Origin of the sequence: Agromyces agglutinans, assembly GCF_009647605.1 — a bacterium.
Classification (GTDB): Bacteria; Actinomycetota; Actinomycetes; order Actinomycetales; family Microbacteriaceae; genus Agromyces; species Agromyces agglutinans.
The window spans coordinates 514,542-532,248 of the sequence record NZ_WJIF01000001.1 but is presented as its reverse complement, the minus strand read 5'-3'; the positions used below and the strand labels follow the sequence as shown (position 1 = coordinate 532,248).

General features: G+C 72.0%; 11 protein-coding genes. All 11 read left to right on the top strand.

Going from position 1 to position 17,707, the window contains the following annotated elements:
• Positions 1–80: 80 nt before the first annotated feature.
• The 11 genes from GE115_RS02485 (at position 81) to leuD (ending at position 17,707) form a co-directional block, all read left to right on the top strand.
• Positions 81–932, top strand: coding sequence for a PP2C family protein-serine/threonine phosphatase (locus tag GE115_RS02485; protein ID WP_312854827.1), 852 nt, complete (start codon positions 81–83; stop codon positions 930–932).
• Positions 929–2,266, top strand: coding sequence for an FHA domain-containing protein (locus tag GE115_RS19195; protein WP_153683175.1), 1,338 nt, complete (start codon positions 929–931; stop codon positions 2,264–2,266). Before GE115_RS02485 ends, GE115_RS19195 begins: the two co-directional genes overlap by 4 nt.
• The gene (locus tag GE115_RS02475; protein ID WP_153683174.1) at positions 2,266–3,897 is read left to right on the top strand and encodes a serine/threonine-protein kinase; all 1,632 of its coding nucleotides are present in this window, start codon (positions 2,266–2,268) and stop codon (positions 3,895–3,897) included. The genes GE115_RS19195 and GE115_RS02475 overlap by 1 nt, the downstream gene beginning before the upstream one ends.
• On the top strand, positions 3,894–4,601 hold the full coding sequence (locus tag GE115_RS02470) for a hypothetical protein (protein ID WP_153683173.1): 708 nt from the start codon (positions 3,894–3,896) through the stop codon (positions 4,599–4,601). The genes GE115_RS02475 and GE115_RS02470 overlap by 4 nt, the downstream gene beginning before the upstream one ends.
• Positions 4,602–4,736: 135 nt before the next feature.
• Positions 4,737–10,067: an Ig-like domain-containing protein gene (locus tag GE115_RS02465; protein WP_153683172.1), complete on the top strand. Its 5,331-nt coding sequence runs from the start codon at positions 4,737–4,739 to the stop codon at positions 10,065–10,067.
• A gap of 51 nt (positions 10,068–10,118) precedes the next feature.
• Positions 10,119–11,210 carry an AAA family ATPase gene (locus GE115_RS02460; RefSeq protein WP_172979639.1) on the top strand — a complete coding sequence of 364 codons (1,092 nt, stop codon included), beginning with the start codon at positions 10,119–10,121 and terminating at the stop codon, positions 11,208–11,210.
• Positions 11,207–12,508 carry a DUF58 domain-containing protein gene (locus GE115_RS02455; protein WP_153683170.1) on the top strand — a complete coding sequence of 434 codons (1,302 nt, stop codon included), beginning with the start codon at positions 11,207–11,209 and terminating at the stop codon, positions 12,506–12,508. Before GE115_RS02460 ends, GE115_RS02455 begins: the two co-directional genes overlap by 4 nt.
• Positions 12,505–14,832, top strand: coding sequence for a transglutaminase-like domain-containing protein (locus GE115_RS19190; protein ID WP_153683169.1), 2,328 nt, complete (start codon positions 12,505–12,507; stop codon positions 14,830–14,832). The genes GE115_RS02455 and GE115_RS19190 overlap by 4 nt, the downstream gene beginning before the upstream one ends.
• Positions 14,833–14,842: 10 nt before the next feature.
• Positions 14,843–15,436 (top strand): FHA domain-containing protein, encoded by a 594-nt coding sequence (locus GE115_RS02445; protein ID WP_153683168.1) that lies wholly within the window; start codon positions 14,843–14,845, stop codon positions 15,434–15,436.
• 124 nt (positions 15,437–15,560) lie between these two features.
• Positions 15,561–17,099 (top strand): 3-isopropylmalate dehydratase large subunit, encoded by a 1,539-nt coding sequence (gene leuC, locus GE115_RS02440; RefSeq protein WP_246190464.1) that lies wholly within the window; start codon positions 15,561–15,563, stop codon positions 17,097–17,099.
• A gap of 2 nt (positions 17,100–17,101) precedes the next feature.
• Positions 17,102–17,707 carry a 3-isopropylmalate dehydratase small subunit gene (gene leuD, locus GE115_RS02435; protein ID WP_153683167.1) on the top strand — a complete coding sequence of 202 codons (606 nt, stop codon included), beginning with the start codon at positions 17,102–17,104 and terminating at the stop codon, positions 17,705–17,707.

The window sequence follows — 17,707 nt, the reverse complement described above, 5'->3', positions numbered from 1 at the left end:
TCGTGCCTTGCTAGCGTGGGTGTCCGGCCCCGATGAGGGGCCCGGGCGCGAGCCCGCCTTCGGAACCATCGAGGAGTCACGTGTCGGCTGACGGCAGAGAGACGCTCGCGCACGACGGCCACTCCGCGGTCGTCGTGGTGCACAGCGCGGCGAGCGACGTCGGCCGCGTGCGTCAGGTGAACGAGGACTCGTTCCTGGCGGAGGCGCCCGTGTTCCTGGTGGCCGACGGCATGGGCGGGCACGCCCGCGGCGACGCGGCCAGCCGAGCGGTCGTCGAGACGTTCCGTCGCCATCTCGGCACGGGGGAGGCCTCGACGCCCGAGCAGGTCCTCGACGCCATCCACTCGTCCAACGACGCGGTCCGCGCGCTCAGCGAGGCGGGCGATGAGGGCGTGGCCGTAGCCGGGACCACGCTCGCCGGGGTCGCGCTCATCGATGCGGGCGCGGGCCAGGGCCTGAAGTGGATGGCCTTCAACGTGGGCGACTCGCGGGTCTACTCGTGGGACGGCCGTCGGCTCATCCAGGTGAGCGTCGATCACTCGGCCGTGCAGGAGCTCGTGGACGCGGGCCTCCTCGAGGCGGCCGAGGCCGAGCGGCACCCCGAACGCAACGTCATCACGCGCGCCCTCGGTGCCGACGAGTACGTCGAACCCGACGTGTGGATCCTGCCGGTCGGGGGTCGACAGGCGTTCCTCGTGTGTTCCGACGGGCTGACCAAGGAGGTCGGCGTCGACGACATCTCGCGCATCCTCGCCGAGGGCGGGCGCGCCGACGAGCTGATCGCCTCGGCGTTGGCCGGCGGCGGTCGCGACAACGTGACGGCCGTGCTCGTCGAATCCGACACCGGCATCGACGACGACGGCGAGACGACCCGCGACCGCGACGGCCGGTTCCCGGAAGAGACCGCACCGCGCGATGGAGGAGCTGCGTGATCGAGTACGTGCCCGACCAGGGCTCGAAGTGGATCGGCGTCGTGCGTCGCGGACGGGTGCTCATGGTGCCCTCGGCTTCCTCTCCGCTCATCGAGGCGCTCTGGGAGGCGGTGGCCGCGACCGAGCCCGTGCCGGCCGTGCTCGAGGTGATGACGCGCGACGGCATCCAGGACGCGCCGCAGTTCGCGCTGGCCGTCCCGGTCGGCGCGACCGAGGTGCACGCGGTCGTGCGCGGCGGGTTCCGGGTGCGGGGCAGCGGCGAAGCGATGACGGGTGCCCGAGTGTCGACCTGGAGTGAGCACGTGCTCGAGACCGACGGCTCGTTCGAGGTCGTCGCCCCGTTCGCCCGCGCCGCAGGCGCCGGATGGCGCTTGGTCGAGGGCGTCGTCGCCACGGGATGCGTGCGGGTCGGCGAGCGCGCGGCGACCGCGTCGCCCGCCGCGGGCGCCGCCGGTTCGGATGCCACGGGGTCGGAGGCCACCGGGGCGGCGGATGCCACGCCTGCGGCGAAGACCGCATCCGAACCGGATGCCCCCGCCGCCGCCGCGGAGGCCCTTCCCGAGCCGGAGGCCGCCGCCGAAGCGGTGAAGCCGACCGGGGCAGCCCCGGCCGTCGCCGCAGCGCCGAGCGCGGACGCGCCGGCCGGCGGCAAGCCGCCTGCTGCGAACCAGACCTCCGCGAACCCGCCCGCCGCGGTCGCACCCGTGACCGCGCCGGTCGAGGCCACGCTCATTCCCGAGCAGACGTTGCTCTCCGTCGACGACGAGGTCGAGGACCGCACCGTGGTGATCGCCCGCGGCGCCAAGCCCGCTCCGGTCGCCGACGACTCCCTCGAGGAGGACGGCACGATCGCGCTGCCGTCGATCCAGCGCCTTCGACGCGAGCGCGGGACCGCCTCGGGCGGCGGAGCGAAGACGATCGACGCAGCGGCGATGCCGGCCGCGACGTCATCGGCATCGGCACCGACGTCGTCACCTGGCGCGGCGTCGACGCCGAGCATCCATCTCGCGCTGCCCGGCCAGGCGCGCGAGGCGCTGACCGGCGAGATCGTGCTGGGCCGTTCGCCCGGGGTGACCCGCGCGGTCGGCGGGCGACTGCCTCGACTGGTGACGATCGGCGCCGGCGATCCCGACATCTCGCGCAGCCACGTGAAGGTGGGGCTGCACGGCGGCACGGTCGTCGTGACCGACCTCGACTCGCGCAACGGCACGGTGATCATCCAACCCGGGCGCCCGCCGGTGCGGCTGCGCGCGGGCGAGGACACGCCCGTCCTCGTCGGCACCGTGATCGACCTCGGCGGCGGCTGGTCGGTCAAGGTCGAGGAGGGCGACTGATGCGCCGCGCCCCCTCGCAGCCGCCCGAACTCCCGGGCTACCGGCACGTCGGCATCCTCGGATCCGGCGGCTTCGCCGACGTCTTCCTCTACGAGCAGCGCCTGCCGCGCCGCCAGGTCGCGGTCAAGGTGCTCCTCGCCGACGACCTCTCGCGCGACACCCGGTCGCAGTTCGTCGCCGAGGCGAACCTGATGGCGCAGCTGTCGGCGCATCCGTACATCGTCACCATCTTCCACGCCGACGTCGCCGGCGACGGGCGCCCGTACTTCGTGATGGAGTACTGCCCGGGGCCGAGCCTCGCGGCGCAGCTGAAGCAGGCGCCCTTCGGCGTCGAGAACGCGCTGCGCACCGGCATCCGGCTCGCGGGCGCCGTCGCGACGGCGCACGCCGCCGGCATCCTGCATCGCGACATCAAGCCGGCGAACGTGCTCACCAACGCGTACGGATGGCCCGCGCTCAGCGACTTCGGCATCTCGAGCAACCTCGAGGGCGAGCTGCCGGTGCACACGATGACCTTCACGCGCGGCGCCGGCGACGCTGCGACGAGCACCGGGCAGTCGGCGGTGGGCCTGAGTGTGCCGTGGTCGCCGCCCGAACTGTTCGAGGACGAGGCGCGCGCCGACGTGCGCAGCGACGTGTACTCGCTCGCGGCGACGGTGCACACCCTGCTCGCGGGTCGCTCGCCGTTCGAGATCGCCGGGCGGCCGAACGGTTCGCTCGACCTGATGGGTCGCATCGAGCGCGGCGCGATCACGCCGTTCACGCGAACCGACCTGCCCCGGAGCCTCGTCGAGGTGCTGCGCAAGGGCATGGCCGTGCGGCCCGACGACCGCTACGCGAGTGCGGTCGACTTCGCGCGGGCCCTGCAGCGCGTGGAGCTCGAGCTCGGCTACGCCACGACGTCGATCGAGGTGCCGCGGCTCGTCGAGGAGCAGGCTGCGCCCGGCGACGCCGGCGGCGCGATCGCGCCTCCCGAGCCGGGTGACGCCCAGGCGACCCGGGCACGCTCGGTGCAGTCCGTCGTGGCCCAGCAGCCGCAGGAGGAGGCGACGAGGCACCGCGCGCCGCAGCAGGTCGTGGCGCAGCAGCCGGCCGTCGACGATCGCACGGTCATCCGGCCGCCGGGCACGACGCACGAGGCGCATCACGGCGTCACCGACGAGACCGTCATCCGCACCAAGCCCGACCCGGCGCAGGCCGCCGCCGCCACGACCGCGCGGCGCCGGACGCGGGTGGGTGTCGTGGTCGCGGGTGTCGCGGCAGGCATCGTCGCCGTCGTGGTCGCGGTGGCGGTCGCCCTCAGCCTCTCGTCGCCGTCGCCCGACGACCCCGGGCCGGAGGCATCCGAATCGGAGGACGCGGTCGTCGAGGAGGCGATTCCCATGCCGACGGTGGCGCCCGGCGTCGTCGCCCCCGACGGAACGTCGGCGACGTTCGCCGTCTCGCACGACGCTGCGGAGGAGGGCGACGTCTACCGCTGGAAGCGCGTCGACGGCATCGGCGACACGCAGCTCTCGAAGGGGCCCGACGTCGTCGTCACCGGCCTCGCGCCCGGCCAGTCGGTCTGCGTCGACGTCACGGTGCAGCGGGGGACGAAGACCTCCGAACCGGTGAGGGGGTGCACCGCATGACGCCCCTCAAGGTCGAGTTCTGCGGCGAATGGTACGACGTCGATCCAGGGCGTCCGTTCGGCATCGGCCGCGAGGGCGACCTCGTGATCGACGACAACCCGTACCTGCACCGCACGTTCCTCACGCTGAGCGCCGAGCACGGGCTCTGGTGGCTGCACAACGTGGGCCAGCTGCTGTCGGCGACCGTCGCCGACACGGCCGGCGGCGTGCAGGCGTGGCTCGCACCGGGCGCGCGACTGCCGATCGTCTTCCAGACGATGCACGTCATGTTCAGCGCCGGATCGACGACGTACGACTTCTCCATCCACGCCGAGACCGACTACTACGCGTCGTCGCTCTCGCACTCGGCCTCCGATGCCGGCACGACGATCATGCCCGTGACGCTGACGACCGGGCAGCGGCTGCTCGTGCTCGCGCTGGCCGAGCCCATCCTGCTGCAGCATTCGGCTGGCCGGGCCACCGTGCCCACCTCGGCCGACGCGGCCGCGCGACTCGGGTGGAGCATGACGACGTTCAACCGCAAGCTCGACAACGTGTGCGAGAAGCTCGACCGCATCGGCGTGCAGGGGCTTCGCGGCGGACGGGGCAAGCTCGCCACCAACCGCCGGGCCCGGCTGGTCGAGTACGCGGTCGCGACGCGGCTGGTGAGTGCCGAGGATCTGCCCATGCTCGATTCCGAAGGCGATGCCGGCGACGCCTCCTGAGTGAACGCCGGGAGTCCGCTGGACGAATCACATGGGGAGTGCTCCCCGTTTTAGGGCTTGCGCCCAGCATGTTAGTTTGTTGGCCGGTCGGCGTGTTCCGGCCGACGACGCGCGCACACGGAACTGGGGAGACGTATGGGGACCTTCACGTCTCGCATTCCCGCGCGCAAGACGATCGCCTCGGGCGCCGCGATCGCGGTGCTTGCCGGCGTCCCGTTGAGCATCGCCATCCTGCACCAGGGATTCCCCGTCACCGACCCCGACCTGCGCGTCCGCGACGTCTGGGTGACCAATGCGCAAGACCTGCTCGCGGGTCGTCTGAACCGGCAGATCGAGGAGCTCGACGCGGCGGTCGCGACGACCTCGAGCGAGACCGACGTCTTCCAGAACGGTGACGACGTCTTCCTCTACGACCCATCAGGCGGGGCCGTCGAGCGCATCGACCCGTCCTTCACGACGCTGGTCGAACGCGTCGACGTGCCGCCGGCCTCGCAGATCGCGTACGGCGACGACGTGCTCGCGGTGCTCTCCCCGAAGGGCGAGCTGTGGCGCGTGCCCGCGGGCGGCGAGCTCTCGTTCGACTGGCGCGGCACCGACCCGGTCGCGAAGGTCGGCGAAGACAGCCGCGTCGCGGTCAGCGAAGAGGGCACGGTGTTCGCCACGAACGCCGAAGACGGCGAGCTCGTCACCCTGCTGCGCGACGCCGACGACCCGACGCGCACCGAGCTCGGCGTCGAACTCGGTGAACACCAGCTCGCCGCGGTGGGCGAGCGCGCGGTCGTGCTCGATGAAGACGAGAACGTGCTGCGCGTCGACGGCAAGGCCGTCGAGCTGCCCTCGCCCGGCCTGCGGCTGCAGCAGTCGGGTCCCGAGCGCGACGACGCCCTCGTCGCCACCGAATCCGCGCTGCTCGAGGTCTCGTTCGGCGGCGACGTCCGCGAGATCCCGCACGAGGGCACCGGCACCGGCGAGGGCGGACCGGCCGCGCCGGTGCGCCTCGGCGACTGCGCGCACGGCGCGTGGGCCGATGCCGGCCGCTACCTGGCCGCCTGCGACGGCGAGGAGCCGCGCGGGGTCGACCTCGAGCAGTCGACGACCGGCGGGCGGCTCGAGTTCCGGGTGAACCGGGACGTGATCGCGCTGAACAACCTCGCGAACGGCGACGCCTGGCTCATCGACTCCGACATGCGCCTCGTCGACAACTGGGAGGAGGTCACCCCTCCCGAAGAGAGCGACGAGCAGGAGGGCGAGGAGAAGAGCTCACAGCAGACCTTCGAGGACACCCTCGCCGAACGCACCGACCAGAATCGGCCGCCGACCGCACGCGACGACGACTACGGCGTGCGCCCGGGCCGCAGCACCGTGATCGAGGTGCTCGAGAACGACACCGACCCCGACGGCGACGTCCTCACGATCGCCTCGACGACCGGGGTCTCCGAGGCGGCGGGGCGGCTCGAGCTGATCGACGGCGGGCGCGCACTCCAGTTCACCCCGAGCGACGGCGCGGCGGGCACGGTCTCGTTCCGCTACTCGGCCGACGACGGTCGGGGCGGCGTCGCCGAGGCATCCGTGAACGTGCGCATCGTGCCCGAGACCGAGAACGCGGCACCGATCGCGCTGCGCAACGGCGCGGTCTCGGTCGAGCAGGGCCAGCAGATCGGCTACAACCTGCTCGCCGACTGGAACGACCCCGACGGCGACGACCTGTACCTCATCGACGCGTCGCCCACCGGTGGCGACGTCGTGCGCTCGAGCCCCGACGGGTACATCACGTTCGAGCACAAGTCGGCGGAGCTCGGCCTGAAGGAGGTCGCGTACACCGTTTCCGACGGGCAGACGAGCGCCACCGGCACCTTCACGGTCGACGTGAAGACCGCGGGATCGCTGAATCCCGTCGGAACGCCCGACTACGTCCAGGCCTTCCGCGGCGAGTCGGTCGTGATCGAGCCGCTCGTGAACGACACGACCCCGTCGGGCGCCCCGCTGCAACTGCTCGGCGTTCCCGAGCCGCCCGACAACGCCGAGGTCACCGCGAACACGGAGCGCGGCACGATCACGTTCTCGAGCAGCCAGCCCGGTGAGTACATCTTCCTCTACGACGTCGGGGCGGGCGCGAATGTCAGCAAGGGCCTCGTGCGCGTGCAGGTCGTCGAGCCACCCGACGACGCGCCGCCGCCCATCGCCGTCAAGGACACGGCGTACCTGCGGCCCGGCGAACCGGTCTCCGTGTCGGTGCTTGCCAACGACGTCTCGCCATCGGGTCGGGTCCTCGCGGTCCAGTCGATCGACGACACCGCGACCGAGGGGCTCGTCTCGGTCGAGCTGCTGACGAACACGGTCACGCGCGTGAGCGCATCCGAGGCGCTCGACCGCCAGCTGCAGTTCGAGTACACCGTCTCCGACGGCGTGAACACGTCGACCGCGACGGTCACCGTCGTGCCCGTGCCGCCGCTCGTGAAGCACCAGCCGCCCGTCGCTGTCGACGACACCGCGATCGTGCGCGCGGGCGACATCGTCACCGTGCCGGTGCTCGACAACGACTACCACCCGGATGCCTCGACGCTCCACCTCTCGCCCGAGCTCGACCAGACCGGCGTGCAGGGCGGCCTCGCGTTCGTCGACGGCGAATCGATCCGGTTCCAGGCGCCGACCACTCCGGGCAACCAAACCGTCGTGTACACCCTCACCGACGACTTCGAGCAGATCGCCCGGGCCAGCCTCACGCTGACGGTGGTCGGCCCCGAGGGCGAGAACCGGCCGCCGCAGCCGTTGCCGCTCACCTCGCGCACGTTCGCCGGCTCGGCCGTGGTCATCGACGTGCCGCTCGACGGACTCGACCCCGACGGCGACTCGGTGCGCCTGCGCGACATCGTGAGCGAGCCGGCCTTCGGGCGCATCATCGAGCGCACGAGCACGTCGTTCACCTACCAGGCGTTCGACGGCTCGACGGGCACCGACACCTTCGACTACGAGGTCGAAGACGCGCAGGGCGCGACCGCGACGGGCACCATCCGCATCGGCGTCGTGCCGCGGCCGGCGACCCAGTTGCCGCCGACGGCCGTCGACGACGTCATCGAGATGAAGCCGGGCCGTACCGTCGGCGTCGAGGTGCTGCTCAACGACTCCGACCCCAACGGCTACCCGCTGAGCGTTGCCGACCTGCCCGAGGTCGACGACGGCATCGAGGCCGAGATCCGCGACAAGCGTCGCGTGGTCGTCAGCGCGCCCGACGGCGAGGGCGCCTACACGATCCGCTACGACATCACGAACGGGCACGGCGGCACCGACTCGGCGTTCCTGCAGGTCGCCGTCAGCGACGACGCCGTCATCGATCCGCCGACCGCCGAAGACCAGGTGATCGAGCCCGAAGAGGTCGCGTCCGGCGAGGCGATCGTCGTCGATGCGCTGAAGGATGCCACCAACCCCGGCGGCCTCGTGGAAGACCTCGTGGTCACGGCCGAGGGGCCCAATGCCGACCGTGCCGATGTGGCCTCGGACGGCACCATCTCGGTCGAGCCCGGCCGTCAGCGCTACGCCGTCGCCTTCCGGCTGACCAACGAACTCGACGATCTCTCCGCGATGGCGTTCGTCATCGTGCCGCCGGTGCCGGCTGGCGACGACGACCCCGCAACCGAGGAGACCCAGCGGCCCAAGACCAAGGAGGAGCTGGAAGCCGAGGAACGCGCCAAGTTCCCCGCTCCGCACCTGAAGGACCTCGGCGAGATCATCGTGCCCATGAACGGCAGCATCGCGTGGTCGGTCGACGAACTCGTCGAGGTGCCGTCGGGGCAGCCGGCGACCATCCTCTCGGCGTCGGCGACCAACGTTCGCTCGCAGCCGTTCGTGAGCGCGACCCAGCTGCGCTACGAGCCCGCGAAGGACTTCCGCGGACCGGCGACGCTCACGTTCGAGGTCACCGACGGGAAGAGCGCCGACGACCCGGTCGGCCGCAAGTCGGTGCTCACCATCCCGATCACCGTCGGCGACCCGGAGTTCGACGACGTGCCCCCGACGTTCACACCGCGCAGCGAGACGATCGAGGCCGGCGAGGCGCCGCGCGAGATCGACCTCCGCGGCATGACCGACCAGCCGAACCCCGACAACATCGAGAAGGTCACCTACACCAACCTCGGCGGCAGCACGACCGAGATCAAGGCGCAGATCGTCGACGGAGCGACGCTGCAGCTCTCGGCCCCGCTGGGCGTGCAGCCGGGCGCGTCGACCCGCATCACGTTCGATGTCGGATTCAACGAGTTCACGGTGCCGGGATACGTCGATGTGAAGGTCGTGTCTTCGACGCGGGCGAAGCCGCGGGCGGTCGACGACCCCAACACGGGCCAGATCGAGATGACGCGCGGCGATTCGCAGGTGGTCGACGTGCTCGCGAACGACTTCAACCCGTTCCAACAGGACGGCGTGCCGCTGCGTGTGATCGCGGCCGATATCGACCAGGCGAGCGTCGGATCCAGTGCGAGCGCGACGTTCACCGCGTCCAACGTCACCGTTCGCACCGGTTCCGCCTTCGTCGGCAACCTCAGCGTGATCTACCGCATCGAGGACGGCACGAAGGACCCGGCCCGCCAGGCGCAGGGTCGCATCGACATCGTCGTGCGCGACAAGCCCGACCGGCCAAGCGCGCCCTCGGCGTCGCCGGGCGACGGTTCCGCGGTCATCAGCTGGGCGGCCCCGGCGAGCAACAACTCGCCGATCACCGGCTACGAGGTGACCTGGAACGGCGGCTCCAGGTCGTTCGCGGCCGACGCGGCCGGGAAGAACCACAGGATCGACAACCTCGCCAACGGCACCACATACCGGTTCCAGGTGCGCGCGATCAACAAGATCGGGGCGGGCGACGTCTCGGGCCAGTCGGCTGCGGTCACGCCGTGGGGCACGCCGACGGCGCCGCGCGGCCTCAGCCTGCAGAAGGGCGGCGACGCGCCGACGACGATTCGCGCCGACTGGAGTGCGCCCTCGGAGACCGGTGGCCCGGGCATCCGCTACCAGGCACGGATCGACGGCAACGGCTGGGAAGACGTGTCCGGCAGCGCGAAATCGTGGGGCGGCGTCGGCGCCGGCACGCACACCGTCGAGGTGCGCGCGATCAACGGCGGTGGCAACGTCGGACCCGTCGACCGCGCATCCATCTCGGTGGCCAACCCGCCGCCGCCCCCGCGCTCAGTCACGCTCCGGCGCGGCCCGGCGATGGGTCCGTACCACGGCACCTACGGCAACTGCAACGGCACGTGCTACTTCTTCGACGTGACCGTCCACAATTTCGCACCGGGGTCGACGGTGACCGTCGTGCCGCAGTGCAACAGCACCACGCTGCGCGGACGCTACGACATCCACGTCGACGGAAACGGCACCGGCCGGTACGTCGGCGGCTGGAGCGGCGGCAACCCGCAGAGCTTCTGCGGCGACGTCGGCCGGGTCACGGTCGACGGCGTGCCCGGCGGGCCGTGGTGAGCATGACGCGGCCGCATGCGGCCGACGGAGCAATCGAGTGAGGACAGACAGATGGCAGTGACCCAAGAGCAGGCGGCCTGGTTCCAGGACGCCTTCGGCAAGCTCGTCGACAACGTCGACCAGGCGATCATGGGCAAGCGCGAGGCGATCTCGCTCGTGCTGACCGCGATGCTGTCCGGCGGTCACGTGCTGCTCGAAGACGTGCCCGGCACGGGCAAGACGGTGCTCGCCAAGGCCCTGGCGAACACGATCGACGGCACGAACTCGCGCATCCAGTTCACGCCCGACCTGCTGCCCTCCGACGTCACGGGCGTCACGATCTACGACCAGGGCAAGGGGATGTTCGAGTTCCACCGCGGCCCGATCTTCGCTTCGGTCGTCNCGAACTCGCGCATCCAGTTCACGCCCGACCTGCTGCCCTCCGACGTCACGGGCGTCACGATCTACGACCAGGGCAAGGGGATGTTCGAGTTCCACCGCGGCCCGATCTTCGCTTCGGTCGTCCTCGCCGACGAGATCAACCGCGCGAGCCCGAAGACGCAGTCGGCACTCCTCGAGGTCATGGAGGAGGGCCGCGTCACGGTCGACGGCGTGAGCTACGAGGTCGAGCCGCCGTTCATGGTGGTCGCGACCCAGAACCCGATCGAGCAGGCGGGCACGTACTCGCTGCCCGAGGCGCAGCTCGACCGCTTCCTCATCAAGACCTCGCTCGGCTACCCCGACCGGCAGACCGCCGTCGCGGTGCTCATGGACTCGGCCAACCGCTCGCGGGCCGCGGGCATCACGCCGATCATCGCCTCGAGCTCGATCACCACCATGTCGGCGCTGGCCGCCGAGGTCTACGTCGACCCCGCGGTCGTCGAGTACCTCAACGACCTCGTCACGGCGACCCGTGAGCACCCCGACGCCGCGCTCGGCGTCAGCATGCGCGGCGCCCTCGCGCTCGCGCGCGCCGTCAAGACCTGGGCCATCGCGCACGGCCGCACGTACGTCACGCCCGACGACGTGCGCGAACTGGCGCTGCCCGTGCTCTCGCACCGCGTGCTGGTCGACCCCGAGGCCGAGTTCACGGGCACGACCGCGACCGACATCGTCGAGCGCGCCATCGCCGAGGTCGCCCCGCCGGCCTACCGGGCGGCATGACGCGCGTCGAAGCGCGCAGCACCCCCGCGCCGGTCTCGCAGGGGCGCATCGCGCTCCGCACGATCGGCCGCTCGACCGCGCGCACGGCACGGGCGCTCGGCGAACGGGCGACCGGCGCCGGCTCTCGCGTCGCCGCGTTCGCCGCGCCGGTGACGAGCGTGATCTCCCCGATCGGATGGCTCGTGCTCGCGGCCGCGCTCGGGTCGGCGATCCTCGCCCTCGTGCTCGACTGGGTGGAGTTCGCGTTCCTCGCGGCGACCCTCGTCGGCGCGGTGCTCATCGCCATCCCGTTCGTGTTCGGTCGCATGAAGTACCGCGTCGGCGTCGAGCTGCAGCCCCGCCGCGTGGTCGCGGGCGAGCGGGCGCTCGGCCGGCTCTCGGTCGTGAACGACGGCGGCTCGTCGTCGCTGCCCTCGCGCATGGAGCTGCCGGTCGGCGACGGACTCGCGGTGTTCCCGCTGCCCTCGATCGAGCCGTCGGCCGAGCACGAGGAGCTCTTCGCCGTACCGACCGAGCGCCGCGCCGTCATCGTCGCCGGGCCCGCGATCTCGGTGCGCGGCGACGAGCTCGGGCTCCTGCGCCGCACGGTGCGATGGAGCGAGCCCGTGGAGCTGTTCGTGCACCCGCGCACCGCGCGCCTGAAGCCGTCGGCGGCCGGGCTCGTGCGCGACCTCGAGGGCGAGGTCACCCGCACGATCACCGACCACGACATCTCGTTCCACGCCCTCCGCGCGTACGAACCCGGCGACCCGCTGCGGAACGTGCACTGGCGGAGTTCTGCGCGCACGGGCCAGCTCATGGTGCGCCAGTACGAGGAGACCCGCCGGTCGGAGCTCGTGCTGCTGCAGGCGACGGCCGCCGAGGAGTACGTCGACGAGGACGAGTTCGAACTCGGCGTCTCGGTGTTCGCCTCGCTCGGCGTGCAGGTCGTCCGCGACGGCACGACGGCGACTGCGGTCACCGAAGAGCATCGACTGCGCACCGCGACCACCATGGCGCTGCTCGACGACACCTGCCGGATCGAGCCGGCGAAGTCCACGCCGGTGCTGCGCGAGTTCGCGCGCGACGTGCTGCGCCGCACGCCCGGGGCGAGCGTCGTGCTCGCCGTCGTCGGCTCGCAACTCCCGCTCGCGGAGATCCGCGCGGTCGAGACGGTCCTGCCCGCCGAGGCGCAGCTGCTCGCCTTCCGGGTCGACCGCGGCGCCGACGCGCGCATCGCCCGCGTCGGCTCCACCCAGGTCGCGACGATCGGCGATCTCGGCGAACTGCCGGCCGTGGTCAGGCGGGTGAAGCCGTGAACCGCATCCCCATGCGCAGCGTCGGCGACCTCGCGGTGCTCTCCGTGCTGTCGCTGCTGGCCGTCGCCGGCTACGAGACGAGCTTCGGCGACGCCGACTTCCTGCTCGCCGCCATCGGAGGCCTCATCGTCGGAACGGCCGCGGCGGTCGTGGGCACCCTCTTCCGCCTCGGCGTCCTCACGACGGTGCTCGTCGGCTTCGCCGCGTACTTCCTGCTCGGCACGCCGTTCACCATGCCCGACCAGGGCATCCTCGTCGTGCTGCCGAGCCTCGCCTCGCTCGCGGGCCTCGCGCTCGGCGCGGTGTACGGCTGGGCCGACATCGTCACCATCGGCACTCCCGTCGAGGCCCCGTACTACGTCGCCGCCGTGCCGTACGTCGCGACCTGGGTCGTCTCGCTCGTCGGCGGCATGCTCGCGCTCCGCTGGCTGCCCTCGCGGCGTTCGCCGCTGCGGGCGGCGGTGCTGCTCATCGGCCCGGTGGTGCTCTACATCTCGGGCATCCTGCTCGGCACCGACGAGGCGTACCTCGCCGCCGTCCGCGGCATCGCGTTCGCGGTGATCGCGCTGGTCTGGCTCGCCTGGCGGCGCTCGGGCACGATCGAGACCGCAGGCACCCCCGACCGACGGCTCGCCGTGCGGCGACTCGGCGGGGCATCCGCCGTCGTCGCCGGCGCCGTGGCGGTCGGCGCCGTCGCGGGTCTCGCGTGGGCGCCCGCGGCATCCGACCGGTTCGTGCTGCGCGACGAGGTCGTGCCCCCGTTCGACGCGCGCGAGTTCCCGAGTCCGCTCGCGGGCTTCCGCAACTACACGAAGGATCTCGTCGAGGAGCCCGTGTTCACCGTGTCCGGGCTCGAACCGGGCGACCAGATCCGGCTCGCGTCGATGGACGCGTACTCGGGCCGGCTCTGGACCGTCGCGGGCCCCGAGGAGGCCGCCGACGGCGGCTACGCGATCGTCGGCGAGACCCTGCCGCAGCCCTCGCTGGCCGACCTCGGCTCCGAGCGCACCATCGAGGTGGACGTGCTCGCCTACGACGACGTGTGGGTGCCGACCGTCGGCTACGGCGAGCGGCTGCGGTTGCTCGACGCCGACACCGCCGCCCGCGCGGGTGACCTCCGCTACAGCGCCGACACGGGCACCGCGGTGCTCACGAGCGGACTCGGCGAGGGAGCGCACTACGAACTGACCGCGCGCATGCAGCGCGAACCCGACGACGACGCCCTCGTCGACGTGCCCGTCGCGAACGTCGACCTGCCGTCGGTGCAGAACGTGCCCGACGTCGTCACGGCGAAGGCCGAGGAGTACGTGGGCGACGCCGCGAGCGCGATCGAGCAGATCCGCGCCATCGAGCAGGGGCTGAAGACGAACGGATTCCTCAGCCACGGGCTCGCGTCCGACGCCGTCGCCTCGCGCGCCGGGCACGGCGCCGACCGTCTCATCGAGCTGTTCACGAGGTCCGAGATGGTCGGCGACGAGGAACAGTACGCCGCCGCGATGGCGCTCATGGTGCGCGAGCACCTGGGCTATCCGGCGCGCGTCGTGATGGGCTTCGCGCCCGAGATCTCCGAAGGCCAGGACGAGGTCGAGGTGCTCGGCGGCGACGTCACCGCGTGGGTCGAGGTGCCGTTCGAGGGTGTCGGCTGGGTGAGCTTCCGCCCGACGCCCGACCAGGTCGACGTGCCGCAGGAGCAGACTCCCAAGCCGAAGAGCGAGCCGCAGCCGCAGGTGCGCCAGCCTCCCCGCAACGAGTCCGTCGAGGACGACCTGCTCTCCACCGTCGAGATCGACGACACCGACGACGACGATCGTGACCGGCCGTTCCAGATCCCGGGCTGGGTCTGGGTGCTGGCCGGCAGCATCGGCATCCCGCTCGCGATCGTCTTCCTGCCCATGCTCGTGGTCTCGCTGATCAAGGCGTCGCGCCGCAAGCGGCGCCTCGCAGCCGGTGCCGACCGCAGCGCCGCCGGCGCGTGGGACGAGCTCGTCGACCGATACGCGGAGCTCGGGTTCGAGCCGCCGACCATCGGCAGCCGCCGGCAGATCGCGGCCGCCCTCGAGCGGCAGGCGGTCGAGCAGGGGCTCGCGGATCCGGCGCGGCAGCTCGCGCCGCTGGCCGTCGACGTGGACGACGACGTGTTCTCGGGCGCGCAGGTCGCCGATGAGACGGTCGAGCGCCGGTGGAGCGAGGCGGATGCCGCGGCGGCGGCGATCGCGTCGGCCGCGGGTGGCATCCGGCGGTTCGTGAGCCGGTACCGGCTCTCACGGCGCGCACGTGCGACGCGGCGTGCCGAGCGACGGGCGGGCCGGCGCGACGCTCGGTAGAGTGTCGGTCGTGAACGGGTCCGACTTCATCGAGCCGCCGCCCGGCCTCATCCCCGGCGGCACTCCGGAAGCACCGCCGGCGGCGACCGTGCGGCAGGCTCCCAAGCGCGTCGAGCGTGCGCTGCCCTCGTTCACGCCGCCCGCGTTCGCCGCGCCGCCGAAGCCCGCGGCCGTGCCGACGAGCCCGCCCGCTGTGCCGCCGAAGCCACCGGCTGTGCCGCCGGCCCAGGCCGTCACGTCGCCGACGCCGACCGCGGCGTCATCGTGGCGGCTCCTCGACGCTGCGGGCGCCGTCGTCCACGTCGAGGGCCGCACGGTGCTCGGTCGCGCGCCGCACGCCGAGGCGGTACCCGGTGCCGCACGCGCGGTGGCCGTCGACGATCCGGCCCGCACGGTCTCGAAGACGCACGCGCTCGTCGAGCCCGCCTCGGCGGTGCTGCTGGTCACCGACCTCGGCTCGACGAACGGCGTGCGCATCGAGTACGCCGACGGTCGCACGCGCGAACTGCGCCCCGGCACGCCCACCGAGGTCGCCGCGAACGACACCCTGCTGCTGGGGGAGTTCCGGCTGCTCGTGGCCGGGGCGACTCGGCCGACGGTGTAGCCTGTAGGGCATGCGCGCGCGTCGACTCCTCCTTCGGTGCCGCGGCGGGGCCTCGTCCTAGGCCTTCCCCGCCGCGGAGTCCGTCGACGGCTGAACCCGACTTGATCCCGAGGAAGAATCCCGCATGAACGCCGCAGATCCCGCCAACGACGCAGTGCCCGCGAACAGCACGATCCCCGCGAGCACCGCGACCCCCGACCCCGCAGCCACCGCTCGTCCGCGCACGCTGGCCGAGAAGGTCTGGGACGCCCACCTCGTCAAGAAGGGCGAGGACGGCACGCCCGACCTGATCTACATCGACCTGCACCTCGTGCACGAGGTCACGAGCCCGCAGGCCTTCGACGGCCTGCGGCTGGCGGGCCGCCCGGTGCGCCGGCCCGACCTCACGATCGCGACCGAAGACCACAACACGCCGACGCTCGACATCGACAAGCCGATCGCCGACCTCACGAGCCGCACCCAGATCGAGACCCTCCGCCGCAACGCGGCCGAGTTCGGCATCCGCCTGCACTCGCTGGGCGACGCCGAGCAGGGCATCGTGCACGTCGTCGGGCCGCAGCTCGGCCTGACGATGCCGGGCATCACCGTCGTCTGCGGCGACTCGCACACCTCCACCCACGGCGCCTTCGGCGCGATGGCGTTCGGTATCGGCACGAGCGAGGTCGAGCATGTGCTCGCGACGCAGACGCTGCCCCTGAAGCCGTTCAAGACCATGGCGATCAACGTCGAGGGCAGTCTCCGCCCGGGCGTGACCGCGAAGGACATCATCCTGGCCGTGATCGCGAAGATCGGCACCGGCGGCGGCCAGGGCTACGTGCTCGAGTACCGCGGCAGCGCGATCCGCGCCCTCTCGATGGACGGCCGCATGACGATCTGCAACATGTCGATCGAGGCGGGCGCGCGCGCCGGCATGGTGGCCCCCGACGAGACCACGTTCGCCTACCTGAAGGGCCGCCCGCACGCGCCGGAGGGCGCCGATTGGGACGAAGCGGTCGCGTACTGGCAGACCCTCGCGACCGACGAGGGCGCGACCTTCGACGCCGAGGTCTTCATCGACGCCGACGAACTCGAGCCGTTCGTGACCTGGGGCACCAACCCGGGCCAGGGCGTGTCGCTGAGCGACAACGTGCCCGACCCCGCCTCCATCGCCGACCAGCACGAGCGCGCCGCGGCCGAGCGCGCCCTCGACTACATGGACCTGCAGCCAGGCACCCCGCTGAAGGCGATCCCGGTCGATGCGGTCTTCATGGGCTCGTGCACCAACAGCCGCATCGAAGACCTCCGGGCGTTCGCGTCGATCGTGCAGGGCCGCAGGAAGGCCGACGGCGTGCGCGTCATGGTCGTTCCCGGTTCCGCGCGCGTGCGCCTCGAGGCCGAGGCCGAGGGGCTCGACAAGGTGTTCGAGGAGTTCGGCGCCGAGTGGCGCTTCGCGGGCTGCTCGATGTGCCTCGGCATGAACCCCGACCAGCTCGCGCCGGGCGAACGCTGCGCGTCGACGTCCAACCGCAACTTCGAGGGCCGGCAGGGCAAGGGCGGCCGGACGCACCTCGTCTCGCCGCTGGTTGCCGCGGCGACCGCGATCCGCGGCACGCTGTCGAGTCCGTGGGACCTCGAGCAGGACCCCGCGCGAGAGTCCGTCGGCGCGACCACCGAGGGGAACTGACCATGGAGAAGCTGACGACCGTCACCGGCGTCGCGGTGCCCCTGCGCCGCTCGAACGTCGACACCGACCAGATCATCCCGGCCGTGTTCCTCAAGCGCGTCACCAAGACCGGCTTCGAGGACGCACTGTTCCACGGCTGGCGCCAGGACCCCGAGTTCGTCCTGAACGATCCCGCCTACGCGGGTGCACGGGTGCTCATCGCGGGGCCCGACTTCGGCACCGGTTCGAGCCGCGAGCACGCGGTGTGGGCGCTGCGCGACTACGGGTTCGCCGTCGTCATCTCGTCCCGATTCGGTGACATCTTCCGCGGCAACTCGGGCAAGCAGGGCCTCCTGGCCGCCCAGGTCGCGTACGAGGACATCGAGCGGCTCTGGGACGTCGTCGATGCCGACCCGGGAATAGCCGTGACCGTCGATCTGGTTGCACGAACGGTGAGCGCCGGGTCGCTCACGGTGGCCTTCGACATCGACGACTACACTCGGTGGCGGCTGCTCGAGGGGCTGGACGACATCGGTCTGACCCTCCGGGACGCCGACGCCATCGCCGAATTCGAGACTCATCGTGAGGCCTGGCGGCCGAAGACGCTTCCGGTCCGCCGGCAGCAGTAA

Excerpts from the sequence above, each read along its gene's own strand:
- GE115_RS02465 (WP_153683172.1), top strand. The coding sequence starts at position 4,737 with ATGGGGACCTTCACGTCTCGCATTCCCGCGCGCAAGACGATCGCCTCG.
- leuD (WP_153683167.1), top strand. The coding sequence starts at position 17,102 with ATGGAGAAGCTGACGACCGTCACCGGCGTCGCGGTGCCCCTGCGCCGC.
- GE115_RS02475 (WP_153683174.1), top strand. The coding sequence starts at position 2,266 with ATGCGCCGCGCCCCCTCGCAGCCGCCCGAACTCCCGGGCTACCGGCAC.
- GE115_RS02470 (WP_153683173.1), top strand. The coding sequence starts at position 3,894 with ATGACGCCCCTCAAGGTCGAGTTCTGCGGCGAATGGTACGACGTCGAT.
- GE115_RS02455 (WP_153683170.1), top strand. The coding sequence starts at position 11,207 with ATGACGCGCGTCGAAGCGCGCAGCACCCCCGCGCCGGTCTCGCAGGGG.
- leuC (WP_246190464.1), top strand. The coding sequence starts at position 15,561 with ATGAACGCCGCAGATCCCGCCAACGACGCAGTGCCCGCGAACAGCACG.